The following is a 20,645-nucleotide window of genomic DNA, read 5'->3' on the forward strand; positions in this document are numbered from 1 at the left end:
GCTTACATCAGCATCGCGCGCCAGGCCAGCAGCGGCGCGTCCGTCGCCCCGACGGTCGGGCGATGGCGCAGCGTGTCGAAGTCCAGCGCCTCGATCTTGTCGAGGATCCGCAGCCCGCCCTGCACCACGAGGCGCAGCTCCCAGCCCATGCGTCCCGGCACGCGGTGCACCAGCGGCGCGCCCTGCTGCATCAGCTCGCGCGCCCAGGCGACCTCGGCGGCGATCAGCTTCTTCATGGCTTGCGACGGCGGCACGGCGGAGGCCGCAGTGAAGGCCTTGAGCTTGCCCGGCTTCACGCGATGCGCCGCGCAATCGGCCAGCGGAAAGTACAGGCGGCCCCGCGGCAGGTCCACGCTCGGGTCCTGCCAGAAATTGATGAGCTGCAACGATGTGCAGATCGCATCGCTTTGCGTCTGCGACACCGGCTCATGGATGTCGAACAGGTGCAACATCAGCCGCCCGATCGGGTTGGCCGAGCGCGAGCAATAGTCGAGAAGCTGGGCGCGGTCGATGTAGTCGGTGCCGTCGCGGGATTTCTCGATGTCCTGCGCGAAGGCAGAGAGCAGGGCGGCCAGCAGCGGCTCCGGCAGTGCGAAGTCGTGCATCGCCTTGGCCAGCGGGCCGAACACCTCGGGCCAGCGGGCCGAAACCTTGCTGCCGCGCGCCACGGCGCGCAGGTCGGCGCGATACGCCTTCAGCTGGGCCAGCCGTTCATCGGCGGAGGCATCGCCTTCGTCCGCGATGTCGTCGGCCGTGCGCGCGAAGCCATAGATGGCCGTGATGGGAGGTCGCAGCCGCGGCGGACAGAGCAGCGAGGCGACGGGGAAGTTTTCATAATGTTCAGCCACGCGGCGGATTGTCGGGCACGGCTGTACCATCCCTGCGCACATGACGTCCTCGGCCACGCCTTCCCAATCCGGCCACGCGGGTCATGGCGGCGGATCGCTGGGCGTGATGGTGGCGGCCCTGGGTGTGGTCTTCGGCGACATCGGCACCTCGCCGCTCTATGCCTTCAAGGAAACGCTGAATCCGGAGCACGGCGTCGCCTTCACGCCCGATGCGGTGCTGGGCCTGTTGTCGCTGATCTTCTGGGGCTTGACGGTGGTCGTCACCTTCAAGTACGTGATCTTCGTGCTGCGTGCGGACTACGACGGCGAAGGCGGCATCCTGGCCCTGCAGGCACTCGCGCGGCGCTCGGTGAAGGGTCCGCACACGCCCGCGTGGCTGTGGCGCCTCCTCGGCCTGCTGGGCCTGGTCGGCGCGGCCATGTTCTACGGCGACAGCCTGATCACGCCGGCCATCTCGGTGCTGTCGGCCGTCGAGGGGCTGGAGGTGGAGGCCCATGCATTGAAGCCTTTCATCGTACCGATCACCATGGCCATCCTGGTCGCGTTGTTCGCGGTGCAGCGCCATGGCACGCATGCGGTCGGCAAGGTGTTCGGGCCGGTCATGTTGCTGTGGTTCGTGGTGCTCGGCGTGGCCGGCCTGCTGCAAGTGCTGAAGCAGCCACAGGTGCTGGCGGCGCTCGATCCGAGCCGCGCAGCCGGGTTCCTGGTCACGCACCGGGCCCAGTCGCTCGCTGTGCTGGGCGCGGTGTTCCTGGCCTTCACCGGCGGCGAGGCGCTCTATGCCGACATGGGTCATTTCGGCGCCCGACCGATCCGCATTGCCTGGCTCTTCGTCGCGATGCCCGGGCTGGTGCTCAACTACTTCGGCCAGGGCGCGCTGGTGCTGGGCAACCCGGCCGCCATCGACAACCCCTTCTTCCGCATGTTCCCGTCGTGGGCCGTGCTGCCGATGGTGGCGCTGGCCGCGTTTGCCACCGTGATCGCGTCGCAGGCGGTGATCTCGGGGGCTTTCTCGCTCACCGCGCAGGCCATGCGCATGGGCTACCTGCCGCGCATGCGCATCGTGCAGACTTCCGGCGCCGCCATCGGGCAGGTCTACGTGCCCACCATCAACTGGCTGCTGATGGTGGGCGTGCTGCTGCTGGTGGTCGGATTCGGCAGTTCCAGCGCGCTGTCGGCGGCCTATGGCATCGCGGTCTCGATCACGATGGTCACCACGACCTTGCTGGCAAGCGTGGTGGCCTACGAGCTGTGGCGCTGGAACCGCGTGGCGGTGGTCGCCGGCGCCAGCGTCTTCGCCGCGATCGACCTGACTTTCGTGGTGGCCAACAGCCTCAAGGTGGCGCAAGGCGGGTGGCTGACGCTGGCCGTGGCGTTGTTGGTGATGATCTTGTTCACGACCTGGTCCAAGGGCCGGCGGCTGGGCCTGAAGGCAGCCGAAGCCCACCAGTTGCCACTGGAGCCCTTCATCGAATCGTTGGCGGGCCACATGCCGCACCGGGTCGGCGGCACGGCCGTGTTCCTGAATGCCGATGCGATCTCGGTGCCGCACGCGCTGCTGCACAACCTCAAGCACAACCAAGTGCTGCATGCGCAGGTGATCGTGCTGGTGGTGCATTCCAGCCCGACCCCGCGCGTCGATGCCGCCCATCGGATCGTGGCGCGCGACTTGGGCCACGGCATCTGGGCGGTGACAGCCAACCACGGCTTCATGGAGCGGCCCGACGTGCCTGAATTCGTGCGCATCTTTGCCTACCAGAAGGGGCTGGCCTGCGAGGCGATGAGCACGTCCTACTTCACTTCGCGCGCGTCGGTCACGCCTGGGCAGCTGCCAGGCATGAACCCGGTGCGTCAGGCGCTCTTCGGCTGGCTCCAGCGCAACGCGGGCAGGGCGTCGGACTATTTCGAACTGCCGGGTAATCGGCTGGTGGAGATGGGGCAGCGCAATTAGGGCCGTTCTCGCCAATCTGCCAACAGGGCCTCTTCGGAGGCCCTGTTTCATTCGGCCGATTGTTTGTCATTGACAAGGATTCGCGTTTACCCTAGATTACTAACCGCCCGGTCAGTAACTGGACCGATCCATTCCTGAGGGTTCCATGACCGAGACCGATTCGCGCCGCTTCCCAACCCTCCCCAGCAAGGTTTTCGCGCTCCTGCTGGCCACCACCGCGCTGGCCGGTTGCAGCAAGCCCGTTGCCACCGAAGAGCCGGTGCGTGCGGTGAAGGTCATGACCGTCGGCGCCAGCGCCTTCGGCACCGAACCCGAGTTCTCCGCCGAGGTCAGGCCCCGCATCGAATCGCGCCTGGGTTTTCGCGTGGCGGGCAAGATCACCCGGCGCCAGGCGGAAATCGGCCAGCAGGTGAAGGCCGGCCAGGTGCTGGCCCAGCTCGATCCGCAGGACTATCGCCTCGCCGCCGATGCCGCACGCGCCCAACTGGCCGCGGCCACGACCAATCGCGACCTCGCCGCGGCCCACCTCAAGCGCTACAAGGAATTGCGCGATCAGAACTTCATCAGCGGCGCCGACCTGGAGAACCGCGAGAACACCTTCAAGGCGGCGCAGGCCCAGTTCGAGCAGGCGCAGGCGCAGCTTTCGTCCCAAGGCAACCAGGCGAGCTACACGACGTTGGTGGCCGATGTGTCGGGCATCGTCACGGCCATCGAGGCCGAGCCGGGGCAGGTGGTCACGGCCGGCATGCCGGTGGTGCGCATCGCGCAGGATGGCGCCCGCGACGTGGTGTTCTCCGTGCCGGAAGACCGCGCGGGTCTGGTCAAGGTCGGCTCGCCGGTCGCGGTGCGCGGCTGGTCGGATGAACGCGAGATCGACGGCACGGTGCGCGAGGTCGCCGTGAGCGCCGACCCGGTGACGCGAACCTACACCGTGAAGGTCGCGATCGACGCCGCGAAATCCCCGCCGCTCGGCAGCACCGTCTACGCGCGCCCGAAGTCGCTGTCGCACAGCGGCGTGGCGGTGATCAAGCTGCCGACCAGCGCGCTGCGCCAGGACGGCCTGAACAGCGCGGTCTGGGTGCTCGACAAGAACACGATGACGGTGCGTTCGCAGCCGGTGCGGCTCGCGACTGCGGACGGCAACGAAGCCGTGCTCGCAGACGGCCTCGCGCCGGGAATGCTGGTGGTGGTCGCGGGCGTGCATGTGCTGCAGCCGAACCAGAAGGTCACGCTCTATGAGCCCAAGGTGATCTCGACGCCCGCCGCGCCTTCGCAGCGACAGGTAAAGGCGTTCGACCCGATGCCGGCGGGCGCCTCGCGATGAGCGCGGCCGAAGAACCGGGCTCGCCGTCTCTTGGCGAGCGGCAAGGACACGAACGCCCGGTCGCGGGGGCGGCAACGAGCACGCCAGCGGCTGAGCGGAAGCCCGGCTTCAACCTCTCCAAGTGGGCGCTCGACCACGGTCCGCTCACGCGCTACCTGATGCTCGTGCTGATGCTGCTGGGCTTCGCCTCGTACTTCCAGCTCGGCCAGGACGAAGACCCGCCCTTCACCTTCCGCGCGATGGTGGTGCGCACCTACTGGCCCGGCGCCACCGCCCAGCAGGTGGCGGAACAGGTCACGGACAAGCTCGAGAAGACGCTGCAGGAAGTGCCTTTCGCCGACCGCATCCGCAGCTACTCCAAGCCCGGCGAGTCGCAGATCATCCTCACCATCAAGGACTCGTCGAAGCCCGCCGACGTGCCCAACGTCTGGTACACGGTGCGCAAGAAGATCGGCGACATGCGCTACACGCTGCCCGGCACCATCCAGGGCCCCTTCTTCAACGACGAGTTCGGCGATGTCTACGGCGTGATCTACGCGCTGGAAAGCGACGGCTTCAGCTATGCCGAGCTCAAGGACTTTGCGGACGACGTGCGCCAGCAACTGCTGCGCGTGAAGGACGTGGCCAAGGTCGACCAGTTCGGCGTGCAGGACGAGAAGATCTGGATCGAGGTCTCGCAGAAACGCCTCGCGCAACTGGGCCTCGACTTCAACGCGGTGCTGGCCCAGCTCGGTGCGCAGAACGCGGTGGAAAGCGCCGGCACCATCCAGTCGCCCAACGACGTGCTGCAGGTGCGCGTGGGCGGCCAGTTCACCAGCGTCGAGCAGCTGCGCGCGATGCCGATCCGCGGCTCTTCGGGCAGCCTGCTCAAGCTCGGCGACATCGCCGAGGTCAAGCGCGGCTACGTCGATCCGCCCGCCGTGAAGATGCACTACCAGGGCGAGGAGGTCATCGGCCTCGGCATCTCGATGGCCAAGGGCGGCGACATCATCGCGTTGGGCAAGGCCTTGCGCACCGCCACCGCCGACATCGAGAAGCGCCTGCCCGCCGGCGTGCAACTCGCGCAGGTGCAGGACCAGCCGGTGGCCGTGTCGCGCTCGGTCAACGAGTTCGTCGGCACGCTGATCGAGGCGGTGGTGATCGTGCTCGGCGTGAGTTTCATTTCGCTCGGCCTGCACAAGGGCAAGAGGCAGGGCTGGACGCGCTTCACGGGGGGCTGGTATGTGGACCTGCGACCGGGCCTCGTGGTGGCGATCACCATTCCACTGGTGCTGGCCGTCACCTTCCTCGCGATGAACTACTTCGGCATCGGGCTGCACAAGATCTCGCTGGGCTCGCTGATCATCGCGCTCGGCCTGCTGGTGGATGACGCGATCATTGCCGTCGAGATGATGGTTCGGAAGATGGAAGAGGGCTACGACAAGGTCCGCGCCGCGACCTTCGCGTATGAAGTGACGGCCATGCCGATGCTCACCGGCACGCTGATCACGGCGGCCGGCTTCCTGCCGATCGGCCTGGCCAAGTCGCAGGTCGGCGAATACACCTTCGCGATCTTCGGCGTGACGGTGGTGGCGCTGGTGCTGTCGTGGATCGTGTCGGTGTACTTCGTGCCCTACCTCGGCACGGTGCTGCTCAAGGTCAAGCCGCACGACCCCGATGCACCGCCGCACGAGTTGTTCGACACGCCGTTCTACAACAGCTTTCGGCGCGCGGTGAACTGGTGCGTGACGCACCGCTGGATCACCATCGGCGCGACCGTCCTAATCTTCGGACTGGGCATTGTCGGCATGGGCCGGGTGCAGCAGCAGTTCTTCCCCGATTCGAGCCGGCCTGAACTGATGGTCGAGATCTGGTTCCCGGAAGGCACCTCGTTCACCGCCAACGAGGAAGTGACCCGGCGCGTCGAGCGGCGCTTCATGGAGGAGACTGGCGTGACCTCGGTCGCCACCTGGATCGGCTCGGGCGCGCCGCGCTTCTACCTTCCGCTCGACCAGGTCTTTCCCCAGACCAACGTGTCGCAGTTCATCGTGCTGGCCCGCGACCTGAAGCAGCGCGAGGCCTTGCGCATCAAGGTCCCGGCGCTGCTGGCGCAGGAATTCCCCGAAGTGCGCGGCCGCGTGAAGCTGCTGCCCAACGGACCGCCGGTCACCTACCCAGTGCAGTTCCGCGTGACCGGCACGGACCCGACCCAACTGCGCCTGCACGCCGACGAGGTCAAGGCGGTCCTGCGCGAGAACACCCACATGCGCGGCGTCAACGACAACTGGAACGAGTCGGTCAAGGTCATCCGCCTCGAAGTCGACCAGGCCAAGGCGCGGGCGCTGGGCATCACGAGCCAGGCGATCGCACAGGCCTCCCGCACCATGTTCACCGGCACCCCGGTCGGCCAGTACCGCGAAAGCGACAGGCTCATCGACATCGTGCTGCGCCAGTCGCCCGACGAGCGCGAAGCCATCTCCGACATCGGCAACGCCTACCTGCCCACCGCATCGGGCCGTTCGATCCCGCTCACGCAGATCGCCAGGCCGGTCTTCACCTGGGAGCCCGGCGTGATGTGGCGCGAGAACCGCGACTACGCCATCACCGTGCAGGGCGACATCGTCGAGGGCCTCCAGGGCGCGACGGTCACCAACGAACTGCTGCCGAAGTTGCGCGAACTGGAAGGCAAATGGCGCGCCGACGGCCAGGTCAACTACCGCATCGCCGTGGCCGGCGCCGTGGAGGAGAGCAGCAAGGGCTCGTCCTCCATCGTGGCAGGCGTGCCGATCATGTTGTTCCTGGTCTTCACCCTGCTGGTGCTGCAACTGCACAGCTTCAGCCGATCGCTGCTGGTCTTCATCACCGGCCCGCTCGGCATCGCGGGCGTGGCCGGCGCGTTGCTGCTGCTCGATCGTCCGTTCGGCTTCGTCGCGCTGCTCGGCGTGATCGCGCTGATGGGCATGATCCAGCGCAACTCGGTGATCCTGATCGACCAGATCGAAAGCGACCGCCGCGCCGGCGTGCCGGCCTGGGATGCGATCGTCGAATCTGCGGTGCGCCGGTTGCGGCCGATCGTGCTGACCGCCGCGGCCGCGGTGCTGGCGATGATCCCGCTCTCGCGCAGCGTGTTCTGGGGTCCGATGGCCGTGGCGATCATGGGCGGCCTCATCGTGGCCACCGTGCTGACGCTGCTGGCGCTGCCCGCGATGTATGCCGCTGCATTCCGTGTGAGGCGCGAGCCAAAAGCGGCTTCCGTTCCAGCTTAAAATGCGCAGTTGACCGATTTCGAGCGGGTGGTCTGCACAAAGGGCCGCCCGTTTTTCGTTGATTTCATCGGACCGCGCGGGTGGCGAAATTGGTAGACGCACCAGGTTTAGGTCCTGACGTTCGCAAGAACGTGCCGGTTCGAGTCCGGCCCCGCGCACCAGCTCCAAACTCCTTTTGAGGAACAAAAAATGACCGTGACTGTTGAGACCCTCGAGAAGCTCGAGCGCAAGATCACGCTGACCCTGCCGGTCGGCTCCATCCAGAACGAAGTCGATTCGCGCCTCAAGAAGCTCGCGCGCACCGTGAAGATGGACGGCTTCCGTCCGGGCAAGGTGCCGATGAACGTCGTGGCCCAGCGCTATGGCTACTCGGTGCACTACGAGGTCATGAACGACAAGGTCGGCGAAGCCTTCTCGCAAGCCGCCAACGAAGCCAAGCTGCGCGTCGCTGGCCAGCCCCGCATCACGGAAAAGGAAGAAGCGCCCGAAGGCCAACTGGCCTTCGACGCCGTCTTCGAAGTGTTCCCCGAAGTCAAGATCAACGACCTGTCCGGCGCCACCATTGAACGGCTCACGGCAGATGTCAGCGACGAAGCGATCGACAAGACCCTCGACATCCTGCGCAAGCAACGCCGCACTTTCGCGCAACGCGCGCTCGACGCACAAGCCCAAGACACCGACCGCGTGACGGTCGACTTCGAAGGCAAGATCGACGGCGAAACCTTCCAGGGCGGCAAGGCCGAGGACTTCCAGTTCATCATCGGCGAAGGCCAGATGCTCAAGGAATTCGAAGATGCGGTGCGCGGCCTGAAGAACGGCGACAGCCGCACCTTCCCGCTGTCCTTCCCGGTCGACTATCACGGCAAGGACGTGGCCGGCAAGCAAGCCGACTTCATGGTCACCGTGAAAAAGATCGAGTCGACGAACCTGCCCGAAGTCAACGAACAACTCGCCAAGTCGCTCGGCATCGCCGAAGCCACCGTCGAAGGCCTGCGCGCCGACATCAAGCGCAACCTCGAGCGCGAAGTGAAGTTCCGCTTGCTGTCCAAGAACAAGACCGCCGTGATGGACGCGCTCATCGCCAATGCCGAGCTCGACCTGCCCAAGGCGAGCGTGCAGCAGGAAGTCCAGCGCATGGTCGAAGGCGCCCGCGCCGAACTCAAGCAGCGCGGCATCAAGGACGCCGACAAGGCGCCGATTCCCGAAGAAATCTTCCAGGCGCAGGCCGAACGCCGCGTGCGCCTGGGCCTCGTGGTCGCCGAGCTCGTTCGTGCCAACAACCTGCAGGCCAAGCCGGAGCAGATCAAGGCGCACGTCGACGAGCTGGCTGCCAGCTACGAAAAGCCGCAGGACGTCGTCCGTTGGTATTTCAGCGACAACAACCGCCTGGCCGAAGTCGAATCGGTGGTCATCGAGAACAACGTGACCGAATTCGTCCTGGGCAAGGCGCAGGTCGCCGACAAGGCTGTCTCGTTCGACGAGCTGATGGCTCAGCAGCAACAAGGCTGATCGATACTGCATGCGCGGCGGGCTTGTAACGGCGCAAGCCCACCCCATTTGCACCGTGCCGGCATCCCCCGGCAAGGTCAAGCACTGAACGGAGCATTTTCATGAGCGCACTGGACACTAAAGCTCTCGGCATGGTGCCGATGGTGATCGAGCAATCGGGCCGCGGCGAGCGGTCCTATGACATCTATTCGCGCTTGCTGAAGGAGCGCGTGATTTTCCTGGTCGGCGAGGTCAACGACCAGACCGCCAATCTCGTGGTGGCGCAGTTGCTGTTCCTCGAGAGCGAAAACCCGGACAAGGACATCTCGTTCTACATCAATTCCCCGGGCGGCAGCGTGAGCGCCGGCATGGCGATCTACGACACCATGCAGTTCATCAAGCCGGCCGTGTCGACGCTGTGCATCGGCTTCGCGGCCAGCATGGGCGCCTTTCTGCTGGCGGCGGGTGAAAAGGGCAAGCGTTTCTCGCTGCCCAACTCCAAGGTCATGATCCACCAGGTGCTGGGCGGCGCACGCGGCCAGGCTACGGATATCGAGATTCATGCCCGTGACATTTTGAAGACGCGCGAGCAAATGAACAAAATCCTGGCTGAACGGACCGGCCAGAGCTTTGAGAAAATTGCCCGCGACACCGAACGCGACTATTTCCTGACGGCCGACGAGTCCAAGGAATACGGCCTGATTGACCAGGTGATCTCCAAGCGCAGCTGATTTGCTGCAAAGCGCTGCGGCGCCAGTACCGCGCCGGGGGCGCGTATTCGAGCAACAACGGCGTTTGCCCACACGGGGAACGCCGTTTTTGTTTCGCTATCATTGTTAAATTCCAGTTACGAGGCACCTTCATGGCCGAGAAAAAAGGCTCCTCCAGCGAAAAGACGCTTTACTGCTCGTTCTGCGGGAAGAGCCAGCACGAGGTCAAGAAGCTGATCGCCGGTCCGTCGGTGTTCATCTGCGACGAATGCATCGACCTGTGCAACGAGATCATTCGCGACGAACTGCCGGCCGGCGAGGAAGTGCGCGACGCCCGCAACGACCTTCCCACGCCGCTTGAGATCAAGGCCAACCTCGACAACTACGTGATCGGCCAGGAGCCGGCCAAGCGCATGCTCGCGGTGGCGGTCTACAACCACTACAAGCGCCTGCGTCACAAGGAAAAATCCAAGGGCGACGACGTCGAACTCAGCAAGAGCAACATCCTGCTGATCGGCCCCACGGGCTCCGGCAAGACGCTGCTGGCACAAACGCTCGCGCGCATGCTCGACGTGCCCTTCGTGATGGCCGATGCGACGACGTTGACCGAGGCCGGCTATGTCGGCGAAGACGTCGAGAACATCATCCAGAAGCTGCTGCAGAGCTGCAACTACGAGGTGGAGCGTGCCCAGCGCGGCATCGTCTACATCGACGAGATCGACAAGATCTCGCGCAAGTCCGACAACCCGTCCATCACGCGCGATGTCTCTGGCGAGGGCGTGCAGCAGGCGCTGCTGAAGCTCATCGAAGGCACCATGGCCAGCGTGCCGCCGCAGGGCGGGCGCAAGCATCCGAACCAGGACTTCCTGCAGATCGACACGACCAACATCCTGTTCATCTGCGGCGGTGCATTCGCGGGGCTGGAGAAGGTCATCGAGAACCGCACCGAAGCCTCGGGCATCGGCTTCGGCGCATCGGTGCGCAGCAAGGCGCAGCGCAGCATCACGGAAGTGTTCCGCGAGGTCGAGCCGGAAGACCTGATCAAGTTCGGCTTGATTCCGGAGCTGGTGGGCCGCATGCCCGTCGTCGCTTCGCTGGCCGAGTTGAGCGAAGACGCGCTGGTGCAGATCCTGACCGAGCCCAAGAATGCCGTCGTCAAGCAGTTCACCAAGCTGCTGCAGATGGAGGGCGTGGACCTCGAGATTCGCCCGGCCGCGTTGAAGGCCATCGCCCGCAAGGCGCTGGCCCGCAAGACCGGTGCGCGCGGGCTGCGCTCCATCCTCGAACAGTCACTGATCGACACGATGTTCGAGCTGCCGAATGCCACCAACGTCGACAAGGTCGTGGTCGAGGAATCGACCATCGACGAAAGCAAGCCACCGTTGCTCGTCTACCGCGAGGCGGCCAAAAAGGCTTAGGTGATCGCGGTCCTCACGCCGACCTTTCACGCGCCATTTGGCGTGTGCCCCACATTGAACGCGCCGCGCGGGCTTGAAATCCGCGCGGCGCGTTCCATCTTTGCCTGACACACTGAAGGATTCGCATGTCCGGTCACACCCCCCTGCCACCTGAAGCCATCGATCTGCCGCTGCTGCCGCTGCGGGACGTCGTGGTGTTCCCCCACATGGTGATTCCGCTGTTCGTCGGCCGCGCCAAGAGCATCAAGGCGCTGGAACTCGCGATGGAAGCCGAGCGCCGCATCATGTTGGTCGCGCAAAAAGCCGCCGCCAAGGACGAGCCCGCCGTCGAGGACATGTTCGAGGTCGGCTGCATCTCGACCATCCTGCAAATGCTGAAGTTGCCCGATGGCACGGTCAAGGTGCTGGTCGAAGGCCAGCAACGCGCCCGCGTCAATCGCATCGACGATGGCGAGACCCACTTCTCGGCCAACGTGAACCCGATTGGCGGAGGCGAGGGCGCCGCGCAGACCGGCACCGAGATCGAAGCGCTGCGTCGCGCGGTGATGCAGCAGTTCGATCAGTACGTGAAGCTCAACAAGAAGATCCCGCCCGAGATCCTCACGTCCATCTCGAGCATCGACGATCCGGGCCGCCTGGCTGACACCATTGCCGCGCACCTGCCGCTCAAGCTCGACAACAAGCAGTCGGTGCTGGACTTGGCCGACGTCAAGGCCCGGCTCGAAAACCTGTTCGGCCAGCTCGAGCGCGAAGTCGACATCCTCAACGTCGACAAGAAGATCCGCGGCCGCGTGAAGCGCCAGATGGAAAAGAACCAGCGCGACTTCTACCTCAACGAGCAGGTCAAGGCGATCCAGAAGGAACTCGGCGAGGGCGAAGAGGGCGCGGACATCGAGGAGATCGAGAAGAAGATCAAGCTCGCCAAGATGCCCAAGGACGCGCTCAAGAAGGCCGAGAGCGAACTCAAGAAGCTCAAGTTGATGTCGCCGATGTCTGCCGAAGCGACCGTCGTGCGCAACTACATCGACGTGCTGGTCGGCCTGCCGTGGAGCAAGAAGACAAAGATCAAGCACGACCTGGCGCATGCCGAGGAAGTGCTCAACGAAGACCACTACGGCCTCGACAAGGTCAAGGACCGCATCCTGGAATACCTCGCGGTGCAGCAACGCGTCGACAAGGTGAAGGCGCCGATCCTGTGCCTGGTCGGTCCTCCGGGCGTGGGCAAGACCTCGCTCGGCCAGTCGATCGCGAAGGCGACCGGCCGCAAGTACACCCGCATGGCGTTGGGCGGCATGCGCGACGAGGCGGAGATCCGCGGCCATCGGCGCACCTACATCGGCGCGCTGCCGGGCAAGGTGCTGCAGAGCCTCAACAAGGTGGGCACGCGCAATCCGCTGTTCCTGCTGGACGAGATCGACAAGCTCGGCACGGACTTCCGTGGCGATCCTTCGAGCGCGCTGCTGGAAGTGCTCGACCCCGAGCAGAACCACACCTTCGGCGACCACTACGTCGAGGTCGATTTCGACCTGAGCGACGTGATGTTCGTGGCGACGTCGAACTCGATGAACATCCCGCCGGCGTTGCTGGACCGGATGGAAGTCATCCGCCTGGCCGGCTACACCGAGGACGAGAAGACCCACATCGCGTTGAAGTACCTGCTGCCCAAGCAGTTGAAGAACAACGGCGTGAAGGAAGAGGAACTGCTGGTCACCGAGGAAGCCGTGCGCGACATCGTGCGCTACTACACCCGTGAAGCCGGCGTGCGTTCGCTCGAGCGTGACTTGTCGAAGATCTGCCGCAAGGTGGTGAAGGGCCTGCTGCTGAAGAAGATGACGCCGCAGGTCACGGTGACCGGCGAGAACCTCAACGACTTCCTGGGTGTTCGCAAGTACACCTTCGGTCGCGCCGAGAAGCAGAACCAGGTCGGCCAGGTGGTGGGCCTCGCATGGACGGAAGTCGGCGGCGACCTGCTGACGATCGAGGCCGTGACCATGCCGGGCAAGGGCGTCATCAGCCGCACGGGTTCGCTCGGCGACGTGATGAAGGAATCGGTGGAAGCCGCACGCACCGTGGTGCGCAGCCGCTCGCGCCGACTTGGTATCAAGGACGAGATGTTCGAGAAGCGCGACATCCACATCCATGTGCCTGACGGCGCAACGCCGAAGGACGGCCCGAGTGCGGGCGCCGCGATGACGACGGCCTTCGTGTCGGCGCTCACCGGCATCCCGGTGCGGGCCGATGTCGCGATGACCGGCGAGATCACCCTGCGCGGCGAAGTCACGGCCATCGGCGGCCTGAAGGAAAAGCTGCTGGCGGCCCTGCGCGGCGGGATCAAGACGGTGCTGATCCCCGAGGAAAACGCGAAGGACCTGCAGGACATTCCCGAGAATGTGAAGAACGGCCTCGAGATCATCCCGGTCAAGTGGATCGACAAGGTGCTGGAGATCGCGCTGGAGAAGACGCCGACGCCGCTGTCCGACGAAGAGGTCGCCGCCTCCGCGGCAGCGGTCGCCGAGCTGGCCAAGCAGCGTGCCGTGCAACCCGCCGAAGATTCGTCTTCGGTGAAACATTGAGCGGCATGTTTGCCAAGCCTTCGAAAATCGGTATATAATTCGAGGCTCGAAACGCGGGAATAGCTCAGTTGGTAGAGCGCAACCTTGCCAAGGTTGAGGTCGAGAGTTCGAGACTCTTTTCCCGCTCCAGTTTTGAAAAAGGGAAGCAACCGCTTCCCTTTTTTTCGACCACCGATCGACGATACGTCGGCGTGGCCGAAGTCAGTAACAAGCGTGGCGCGATAGCAAAGCGGTTATGCCCCGGATTGCAAATCCGGTTAGTCCGGTTCGACTCCGGATCGCGCCTCCACTCCTTGGTCATCGTTCGCGAGAAGACCGATTCGACAGCCTCATCAACTTCGTTGGAGAGGCTGTTTTTGTTTGGGTTATCTTCGACGCATTGACCTCCATTGCCCGGGTGGTGAAACTGGTAGACACATCGGACTTAAAATCCGCCGCTTCCTGAAAAGGGGCATGCCGGTTCGATTCCGGCCCCGGGCACCAACTTACAAGGGAGCAAGACATGCCTCGCTACAACGCTCCGTTCGAAATACACGTGCACGGCGACGTGCCGCTGCGCGCCGACGTCAGCTTCGACCAGATCCAGGAGGCGCTGCGTCCGCTCTGGAAATACGCAGGCGCCAAGTCGCTTGCCGACGGCGCCACCAGCGCATATGAAGAAGAGCCCGGCATCCGCTTCGACCAGAAGGAGCACATGCTGACAATGTGCTGGACCGTCCCCGGCGACGAGGATTTCCGCCAGGAACTCGACGAGATGTGCATGGCGCTCAACGAGCTGGCCGAGCAGGGCGCGGCCATCGAGATCACCTTCTACGACACCGACTATGACGAGGAAGAAGGCGATTCCGACGAAGAATCGCGCGACGACTTCGTCATGCTGTTCGTCGGCCCGAATCCGGCCGCGATCATGCAGGTGCAACGCGACCTCCTCGTCGAAGACGTGGTCGCGCTGATGGAGCGCCATTTCGACGGCTCCGAACTCGGCGGCGTGGTCGGCGAGATCGACAAGCTGTTCGGCGACCGTTTCGATGCCCTGGTCAGCTCGCTCGAAATCGGCAAGCGGCCGCGCGGGAGCGGCGGCGCGCCGGGTGCGGGTGGCCATGGCGGCGGTCGCCGCCCGCGCCACCTCCACTGACCCTGGCGCCGGCGTCGAATTTCCCAAGACCCACTTGGCGCTATTTCCCTCATCGGCCCTGAATCCCGGCGTGCGCAAGCGCGAGGTGTTCGGCTGGGCGATGTACGACTTCGCCAACTCCGGCTACACCACGGTCGTCATCACGGCCGTGTTCGCCGCCTACTTCGTCGGTGGCCTGGCGAAGGGCGCCGCCTGGGGTGCTTTCGCATGGACGCTGTCGCTGAGCATTGCCTACGCGATCGTGATGTTCACCATGCCGGTGATCGGCGCCTGGGCGGATCTGCGTGCGGCCAAGAAGCGCGTGCTGATGCTGGCGACCGCGGGGTGCGTGATCAGTACGGCCGCGCTGGCGTTGACGCCACGCTTGTCCGGCCTGGAAGCGGTCGGGTTGGCCATGCTGCTGATCATTGTGTCCAACACCTTCTACTCGTATGGCGAATCGCTGACTGGCGCCTTCCTGCCGGAACTGGCCACAGCCGACGGCATGGGCAAGGTCAGCGGCTGGGGCTGGGCATTCGGCTACATCGGCGGCATGCTGACGCTGGGCCTGTGTCTCGCCTACGTGCTGTGGGCGCAGGCGCGGGGGCTGCCGGACTCGCACTTCGTGCCGGTGACGATGCTTGTCACCGCGCTGATGTATGGCCTCGCGGCTTGCGCGACCTTTGTCTTGTTGCCGGAGCGGGCCCGGCCTGCGGTGGCTTCCGGGCGCGTTTCGTGGAGCGACTCATGGCGCCAGTTGCGCCGCACTTTCGAGCGGGCGCGCGCCTTCTCCGACGTCATGTGGCTGCTGGCTTGCACCGTGGCCTACCAGGGCGGCGTGGCGGTGGCGATCACGCTGGCCGCGATCTATGCGGAGCAGGTGATCGGCTTCAAGCCGCAGGAGACCATGGTCCTGATCTTCGCGTTGAACCTGGCCGCGGCGGCGGGTGCTTTCAGTTTCGGCTATCTGCAGGACCGCATCGGCCACAAGATCGCGCTGTCGACGACGCTGGTGGCCTGGATCGCGGTGTGCATCATCGCCGGCTCGGTCACCAGCAAGGGCGGCTTCTGGTGCGCCGCCACCATTGCGGGGCTGGCGATGGGTTCCAGCCAATCGGCCGGACGTGCCATGGCGGGCGTGCTGGCGCCGCCGCAGCAGCTGGGTGAGTTCTTCGGGCTGTGGAGTTTTGCGACGCGGCTGGCAAGCATCATCGGGCCCTTGAGCTATGGCGCCATCACATGGATGGCCGGCGGCAACCAGCGCATCGCGATCTTCGCGACCACGGGCTTGTTCATTGTCGGGCTGTTGCTGCTGATGCCGATCGACATGAGGCGTGGTCGCGCGGCCGCACTACGCTGAGATCACTCACTCGTTGCGCAGCGCCTTGGGAATCGGGTAGCGCTCGCCGTCGTAGCGCAGCGTGAAAGTGCGCAACTTCACAGGTAGCACTTTCTCGATGCAGGCGCCGCCTTCCTGCCACTCGGCGCGGCTCGCGGTCTGTGTGCGTTGCACCACCAGATCCGCGAAGCCCTCGCTCGCAGCGTGGCCGACTGCCAGCGTGCCGCGCACCTGCTCGAAGTGCCCGGTACAGGTGTTGTCCCATTCGCCGCCGTCCATGTCGAGTTCGATCTCGTCGAGCACCTTTCGCACCTTCGCGCCCTGTGCCACGTAGAGCTGTAGCGTCTCGCTCGCGTAGGGGTTGATGCGCGACGCGCCGCGATAGCGCACGCGGATGCCGAAGGCGCGCGTGTTGGCCGCGAGCGCGTAGCGGCCGGTGTCGATGCGGATGTCCTGGATGGCGATGGCGTCCTCGGTCAGCGCGTTCGGTTCGAAGGCGCGCGCCAGGATGGTGTCGCGCTCGGTGTTGCCGTTGTCGGGCCGCTGGATCACGAGCAACTCCAGGTCGTAGCCCGTCACGCCGGGGTCGGACGAGGGGCGCGGCATTGGCAGCACGACGATGCTGCGGCCCGGATAGGCGGGCCACGGCTTGCACGCGGCGCGTTCCTCATCGAGTTGTCGGTCGGGATGCAGCTTGGCGTGCATGCGCTCGGCCAGGCCGCTCTCGCAGGCAGCGTGCGCAGTCAGCGCGGGCAGGACAAGCAGCAGGGCCGCGGCGAATCGAGGTGTGGGCACGTTCGTCCTGGATGCATCAACGGGCCGCCGCGGCGGGCTGTGCAGCGGGCTGGAGCAGCCAGCGTGCCGCGGCGGCTGCCAGCGCCTGTGGTGCGCCGCTGGTTTCGAGCACGGTGGCGATGTTGTCATCGCATTCATCAGCCAATGTCGCGGCCGCAGCCAGCAGGCGCCGCGTCTGCAGGGCCACGGGCGCTCCGGTGTCGATGAAGCGCACGCCCGGGCCCGCATGGCGGCGCAGTTCGTCGGCGATGAAGGGATAGTGGGTGCAGCCGAGCACCACCGTATCGATCTGATCCGGCTCGGTGCCGAAACGGCCCGCCGCGTGCATGTACCGGGCGCACAGATCGGCAATGGCCGCGTTGCTCGAGCTTTCGATCGCCGCCGCCAGCCCATCGCACGGCACCAGGCTGAAGTTCGCCTGGTCCGCCAGGCTGGCGTGGAGCTTCTTGAACTTGAGGCTGTCGAGGGTGCCGCGGGTGGCGAGCACGGCGATGTTCCGGGTGCCGCTCAGCGACACCGCGGGCTTGAGCGCGGGCTCCAGGCCCACGACGGGCAGGTCGGGGTACGTCTCTCGCACGAGATGAATGGCCGCGGCGGTCGCGGTGTTGCATGCCACCACCAGCGCCTTGATGCGATGCCGCTCGACCAGGTCGACCGCGATCGCGAGCGTGCGCTGCGTGACGAAGTCCTCGCCGCGCTCGCCGTAGGGTGCATTCGCGGTGTCGGCAAAGTACACGAAGCGCTCGTGCGGCAATTCGGCGCGCAGCGCATTGAGGACGCTCAATCCGCCCACGCCGCTGTCGAACACGCCGACGGGCGATGCGCTCAAGCGGGTTCCAGCGTGATGGTCTTGAATTCGCCCGAGGCGATGCGCTTCTGCCATTCGGCGGGGCCGGTAATGTGGGCGCTGGTGCCGCCGGAATCGACTGCCACCGTCACGGGCATGTCGACCACGTCGAACTCGTAGATGGCTTCCATGCCCAGGTCCTCGAAGCCGATGATCTTCGCGGTCTTGATGGCCTTGCTGACCAGGTAGGCCGCGCCGCCCACGGCCATGAGGTAGGCGCTCTTGTGCTTCTTGATCGCCTCGATCGCCACCGGGCCGCGCTCGGCCTTGCCGATCATCGCGATGAGGCCGGTTTCGGCCAGCATCATCTCGGTGAAGCCGTCCATGCGCGTGGCGGTGGTCGGGCCGGCCGGACCGACCGCCTCGCCCTTGACCGGGTCGACCGGGCCGACGTAGTAGATGACGCGGTTGGTGAAGTCGACCGGCAGTTTCTCGCCCTTGGCCAGCATGCCCTGGATGCGCTTGTGTGCGGCGTCGCGGCCGGTGAGCATCTTGCCGTTGAGCAGCAGCGTGTCGCCGGGTTTCCAGCTCGCGACTTCTTCGGGTGTGAGCGTGTCGAGGTTGACCTTCTTGCTCTTGTTGTAGTCGGGCGCCCAGTTGACGTCGGGCCACAGGTCGAGCGAGGGCGGCGTGAGGTAGACGGCGCCGCTGCCGTCCAGCACGAAGTGCGCATGGCGCGTGGCCGCGCAGTTGGGGATCATCGCCACGGGCTTGCTGGCCGCGTGCGTGGGGTACATCTTGATCTTGATGTCGAGCACGGTCGACAGGCCGCCCAGGCCCTGCGCACCGATGCCCAGCGCATTGACCTTCTCGTACAGCTCGATGCGCAGGGCCTCGACCTTCGTCAGCTCGGCGCCCGATGCCTTCTTGGCCTGCAGCTCGTGCATGTCCAGGTCGTCCATCAGGCTTTCCTTGGCCATCAGCGCGGCCTTCTCTGCCGTGCCGCCAATGCCGATGCCCAGCATGCCGGGCGGGCACCAGCCGGCGCCCATGGTCGGCACGGTCTTGAGCACCCAGTCGACCACGCTGTCGCCGGGGTTCAGCATGACCAGCTTGCTCTTGTTCTCGCTGCCGCCGCCCTTGGCCGCGACGGTGACTTCGACGGTGTTGCCGGGGACGATCTCCGTGAAGATGACAGCCGGCGTGTTGTCCTTGGTGTTCTTGCGGTCGAACTGCGGATCGGCCACGACCGAGGCACGCAGCGTGTTGTCCGGGTGGTTGTAGCCACGGCGCACGCCTTCGTTGATGGCGTCGTCGAGCGAGCCGGTGAAGCCGCCCCAGCGCACGTCCATGCCCACCTTGAGGAACACGTTGACGATGCCGGTGTCCTGGCAGATCGGGCGCTGGCCGGTCGCGCTCATCTTGCTGTTGGTGAGGATCTGCGCGATGGCGTCCTTGGCGGCGGCGCTCTGCTCGCGCTCGTAGGCCTTGGCCAGGTGCGCGATGTAGTCGGTCGGGTGGTAGTAGCTGATGTACTGCAATGCCGCAGCGACGGATTCGATCAGATCGGCTTGCTGGATTGTCGTGGTCATGGTGGGGCTTTATAGGGTTATGCGGCTGGCGCGATACTGGCCAGCCCTCCATTTTCGCAGATGAGCACCATGACCGCGACCCGTATCGAACGAGACACTTTTGGACCGATCGAGGTGCCTGCCCACAAGCTCTGGGGCGCGCAGACTCAGCGTTCCCTGCAAAACTTCGACATCTCGGGCGAGCAGCAGCCGCGCGAGATCATCAAGGCGCTTGCGCAGGTGAAGCGGGCCTCGGCGGTGGTCAACCATGCGCTCGGCCTGCAGGAAGAGAAGAAGACTGGCGCCATCGTTGCCGCAGCCGACGAGGTCATCGCCGGAAAGCATACGGATGAGTTTCCTTTGGTCGTCTGGCAAACCGGCTCTGGCACACAGACCAACATGAACGTCAATGAGGTGCTGGCCAACCGCGCGAGCGAACTGCTGGGCGGCGAGCGTGGCGAGGCGCGGATGGTGCATCCGAACGACGACGTGAACCGCAGCCAGTCGAGCAACGACGTCTTCCCGACCGCGATGCACGTGGCGGCCGTGGAGGCGCTCGTCCACAAGCTGCTGCCGGCCATCGCGAAGTTGCGCGGCACGCTGGCGCAGAAGTCGGCCGACTTCATGGACATCGTCAAGATCGGCCGCACCCACCTGCAGGATGCGACGCCGCTCACGCTGGGCCAGGAGTTCTCCGGTTACGCGGCGCAACTGGCGCACGGCGAGGCGCACGTCCGTGCCGCCTTGCCGCACTTGTGCGAACTGGCGCTGGGCGGCACGGCTGTCGGCACGGGGCTCAATGCGCCCAAGGGCTATGCGGAGCAGGTGGCGGTCGAGCTGGCCAGGCTCACCGGACTGCCGTTCATCACCGCGCCGAACAAGTTCGAAGCGATGGCCAGCGTCGACGCGCTGGTGCATGCCCACGGCGCGCTCAAGACCCTTGCCGCCAGCATGACCAAGATCGCCAACGACGTGCGCTGGCTGGCCAGCGGACCGCGCAGCGGCATCGGCGAACTGAGCATTCCAGAGAACGAACCCGGCTCGTCGATCATGCCGGGCAAGGTCAACCCGACGCAGAGCGAGGCGGTCACGATGCTGGCGGCACAGGTATTCGGCAATGACGTCGCCATCAACATCGGTGGCGCCTCGGGCAACTTCGAACTCAACGTGTTCCGCCCGATGGTGGCCCACAACTTCCTGCAGAGCGTGCGTCTGCTGGCCGACGGCATGGTGAGCTTCAACGACCACTGCGCGGTCGGCATCGAGCCGAACCGCGAACGCATCACGGAACTCGTGCAACGGTCGCTGATGCTGGTGACCGCGCTCAACACGCACATCGGCTATGACAAGTCGGCCTACATCGCCAAGAAGGCGCACAAGGAAGGGACCAGCCTGCGCGAGGCGGCCGTGGCCTCGGGTCACCTGACCGGCGAGCAGTTCGACCAGTGGGTGATCCCGGAGAACATGACCGGTCGCTGAAAC

At 65.3% G+C, this 20,645-nt stretch carries 14 protein-coding genes and 4 tRNA genes; 14 read left to right on the forward strand and 4 right to left on the reverse strand.

Annotation, left to right across the window (positions count from 1 at the left end):
• Positions 1 to 2: 2 nt before the first annotated feature.
• Positions 3 to 878, reverse strand: a complete 876-nt coding sequence (gene hpnC / locus HCU76_RS21165) for a squalene synthase HpnC (RefSeq protein ID WP_213954217.1) — start codon at positions 876 to 878, stop codon at positions 3 to 5.
• Between the two features lie 10 nt (positions 879 to 888).
• On the opposite strand from hpnC, the gene HCU76_RS21170 reads away from it, so the two are divergent.
• The 13 genes from HCU76_RS21170 to HCU76_RS21230 all read left to right on the forward strand — a co-directional run bounded on the left by HCU76_RS21170 (position 889) and on the right by HCU76_RS21230 (position 16,031).
• Positions 889 to 2,799: a potassium transporter Kup gene (locus HCU76_RS21170; RefSeq protein ID WP_371319872.1), complete on the forward strand. Its 1,911-nt coding sequence runs from the start codon at positions 889 to 891 to the stop codon at positions 2,797 to 2,799.
• 145 nt (positions 2,800 to 2,944) lie between these two features.
• Positions 2,945 to 4,123, forward strand: coding sequence for an efflux RND transporter periplasmic adaptor subunit (locus tag HCU76_RS21175; RefSeq protein WP_213954218.1), 1,179 nt, complete (start codon positions 2,945 to 2,947; stop codon positions 4,121 to 4,123).
• The gene (locus HCU76_RS21180) at positions 4,120 to 7,368 is read left to right on the forward strand and encodes an efflux RND transporter permease subunit (protein WP_213954219.1); all 3,249 of its coding nucleotides are present in this window, start codon (positions 4,120 to 4,122) and stop codon (positions 7,366 to 7,368) included. Before HCU76_RS21175 ends, HCU76_RS21180 begins: the two co-directional genes overlap by 4 nt.
• A gap of 74 nt (positions 7,369 to 7,442) precedes the next feature.
• Positions 7,443 to 7,529: transfer RNA gene (locus tag HCU76_RS21185), tRNA-Leu, on the forward strand.
• Between the two features lie 28 nt (positions 7,530 to 7,557).
• A complete protein-coding gene (gene tig, locus HCU76_RS21190; protein WP_213954220.1) occupies positions 7,558 to 8,877 on the forward strand; it encodes a trigger factor in 1,320 nt (439 codons plus the stop codon).
• A 101-nt stretch (positions 8,878 to 8,978) separates the two neighbouring features.
• Positions 8,979 to 9,587: an ATP-dependent Clp endopeptidase proteolytic subunit ClpP gene (clpP, locus tag HCU76_RS21195; protein WP_218510558.1), complete on the forward strand. Its 609-nt coding sequence runs from the start codon at positions 8,979 to 8,981 to the stop codon at positions 9,585 to 9,587.
• Between the two features lie 131 nt (positions 9,588 to 9,718).
• Positions 9,719 to 10,984: an ATP-dependent Clp protease ATP-binding subunit ClpX gene (gene clpX, locus HCU76_RS21200; protein ID WP_213954222.1), complete on the forward strand. Its 1,266-nt coding sequence runs from the start codon at positions 9,719 to 9,721 to the stop codon at positions 10,982 to 10,984.
• Positions 10,985 to 11,109: 125 nt separating this feature from the next.
• The gene (lon, locus tag HCU76_RS21205; protein ID WP_218510559.1) at positions 11,110 to 13,557 is read left to right on the forward strand and encodes an endopeptidase La; all 2,448 of its coding nucleotides are present in this window, start codon (positions 11,110 to 11,112) and stop codon (positions 13,555 to 13,557) included.
• A 53-nt stretch (positions 13,558 to 13,610) separates the two neighbouring features.
• Positions 13,611 to 13,686 (forward strand) — tRNA-Gly (locus tag HCU76_RS21210).
• A gap of 86 nt (positions 13,687 to 13,772) precedes the next feature.
• A tRNA-Cys gene (locus HCU76_RS21215) sits at positions 13,773 to 13,846 on the forward strand.
• A 102-nt stretch (positions 13,847 to 13,948) separates the two neighbouring features.
• Positions 13,949 to 14,040 (forward strand) — tRNA-Leu (locus HCU76_RS21220).
• A gap of 19 nt (positions 14,041 to 14,059) precedes the next feature.
• On the forward strand, positions 14,060 to 14,692 hold the full coding sequence (locus HCU76_RS21225) for a DUF6806 family protein (RefSeq protein WP_218510560.1): 633 nt from the start codon (positions 14,060 to 14,062) through the stop codon (positions 14,690 to 14,692).
• A 34-nt stretch (positions 14,693 to 14,726) separates the two neighbouring features.
• Complete coding sequence (locus tag HCU76_RS21230; protein ID WP_218510561.1) at positions 14,727 to 16,031, forward strand: MFS transporter; 1,305 nt, start codon at positions 14,727 to 14,729, stop codon at positions 16,029 to 16,031.
• A 6-nt stretch (positions 16,032 to 16,037) separates the two neighbouring features.
• Here HCU76_RS21230 and HCU76_RS21235 read toward each other — a convergent pair whose 3' ends face one another.
• Genes HCU76_RS21235 through HCU76_RS21245 form a run of 3 tightly spaced genes read right to left on the reverse strand, consistent with a single transcriptional unit; the run spans position 16,038 to position 19,184 of the window.
• Positions 16,038 to 16,805 carry a hypothetical protein gene (locus HCU76_RS21235; protein ID WP_218510562.1) on the reverse strand — a complete coding sequence of 256 codons (768 nt, stop codon included), beginning with the start codon at positions 16,803 to 16,805 and terminating at the stop codon, positions 16,038 to 16,040.
• Between the two features lie 16 nt (positions 16,806 to 16,821).
• On the reverse strand, positions 16,822 to 17,634 hold the full coding sequence (gene murI, locus HCU76_RS21240) for a glutamate racemase (RefSeq protein WP_256354317.1): 813 nt from the start codon (positions 17,632 to 17,634) through the stop codon (positions 16,822 to 16,824).
• Positions 17,631 to 19,184, reverse strand: coding sequence for a fumarate hydratase (locus HCU76_RS21245; protein WP_218510564.1), 1,554 nt, complete (start codon positions 19,182 to 19,184; stop codon positions 17,631 to 17,633). Before HCU76_RS21245 ends, murI begins: the two co-directional genes overlap by 4 nt.
• Before the next feature lie 69 nt (positions 19,185 to 19,253).
• Here HCU76_RS21245 and fumC point away from each other — a divergent pair, with 69 nt between their 5' ends.
• Positions 19,254 to 20,642: a class II fumarate hydratase gene (gene fumC / locus HCU76_RS21250; RefSeq protein ID WP_218510565.1), complete on the forward strand. Its 1,389-nt coding sequence runs from the start codon at positions 19,254 to 19,256 to the stop codon at positions 20,640 to 20,642.
• Positions 20,643 to 20,645: the final 3 nt, after the last annotated feature.

Origin of the sequence: Variovorax sp. dw_308 (genome assembly GCF_019207085.1) — a bacterium.
Taxonomy (GTDB): Bacteria; Pseudomonadota; Gammaproteobacteria; order Burkholderiales; family Burkholderiaceae_C; genus Variovorax.

What these genes read in the sequence shown, in the direction of transcription:
- clpX (WP_213954222.1), top strand. Translation starts at nt 9,719, where the DNA reads ATGGCCGAGAAAAAAGGCTCCTCCAGCGAAAAGACGCTTTACTGCTCG.
- HCU76_RS21245 (WP_218510564.1), bottom strand. Translation starts at nt 19,184, where the DNA reads ATGACCACGACAATCCAGCAAGCCGATCTGATCGAATCCGTCGCTGCG.
- fumC (WP_218510565.1), top strand. Translation starts at nt 19,254, where the DNA reads ATGACCGCGACCCGTATCGAACGAGACACTTTTGGACCGATCGAGGTG.
- HCU76_RS21175 (WP_213954218.1), top strand. Translation starts at nt 2,945, where the DNA reads ATGACCGAGACCGATTCGCGCCGCTTCCCAACCCTCCCCAGCAAGGTT.
- tig (WP_213954220.1), top strand. Translation starts at nt 7,558, where the DNA reads ATGACCGTGACTGTTGAGACCCTCGAGAAGCTCGAGCGCAAGATCACG.
- HCU76_RS21170 (WP_371319872.1), top strand. Translation starts at nt 889, where the DNA reads ATGACGTCCTCGGCCACGCCTTCCCAATCCGGCCACGCGGGTCATGGC.
- clpP (WP_218510558.1), top strand. Translation starts at nt 8,979, where the DNA reads ATGAGCGCACTGGACACTAAAGCTCTCGGCATGGTGCCGATGGTGATC.
- lon (WP_218510559.1), top strand. Translation starts at nt 11,110, where the DNA reads ATGTCCGGTCACACCCCCCTGCCACCTGAAGCCATCGATCTGCCGCTG.
- hpnC (WP_213954217.1), bottom strand. Translation starts at nt 878, where the DNA reads ATGGTACAGCCGTGCCCGACAATCCGCCGCGTGGCTGAACATTATGAA.
- HCU76_RS21180 (WP_213954219.1), top strand. Translation starts at nt 4,120, where the DNA reads ATGAGCGCGGCCGAAGAACCGGGCTCGCCGTCTCTTGGCGAGCGGCAA.
- HCU76_RS21225 (WP_218510560.1), top strand. Translation starts at nt 14,060, where the DNA reads ATGCCTCGCTACAACGCTCCGTTCGAAATACACGTGCACGGCGACGTG.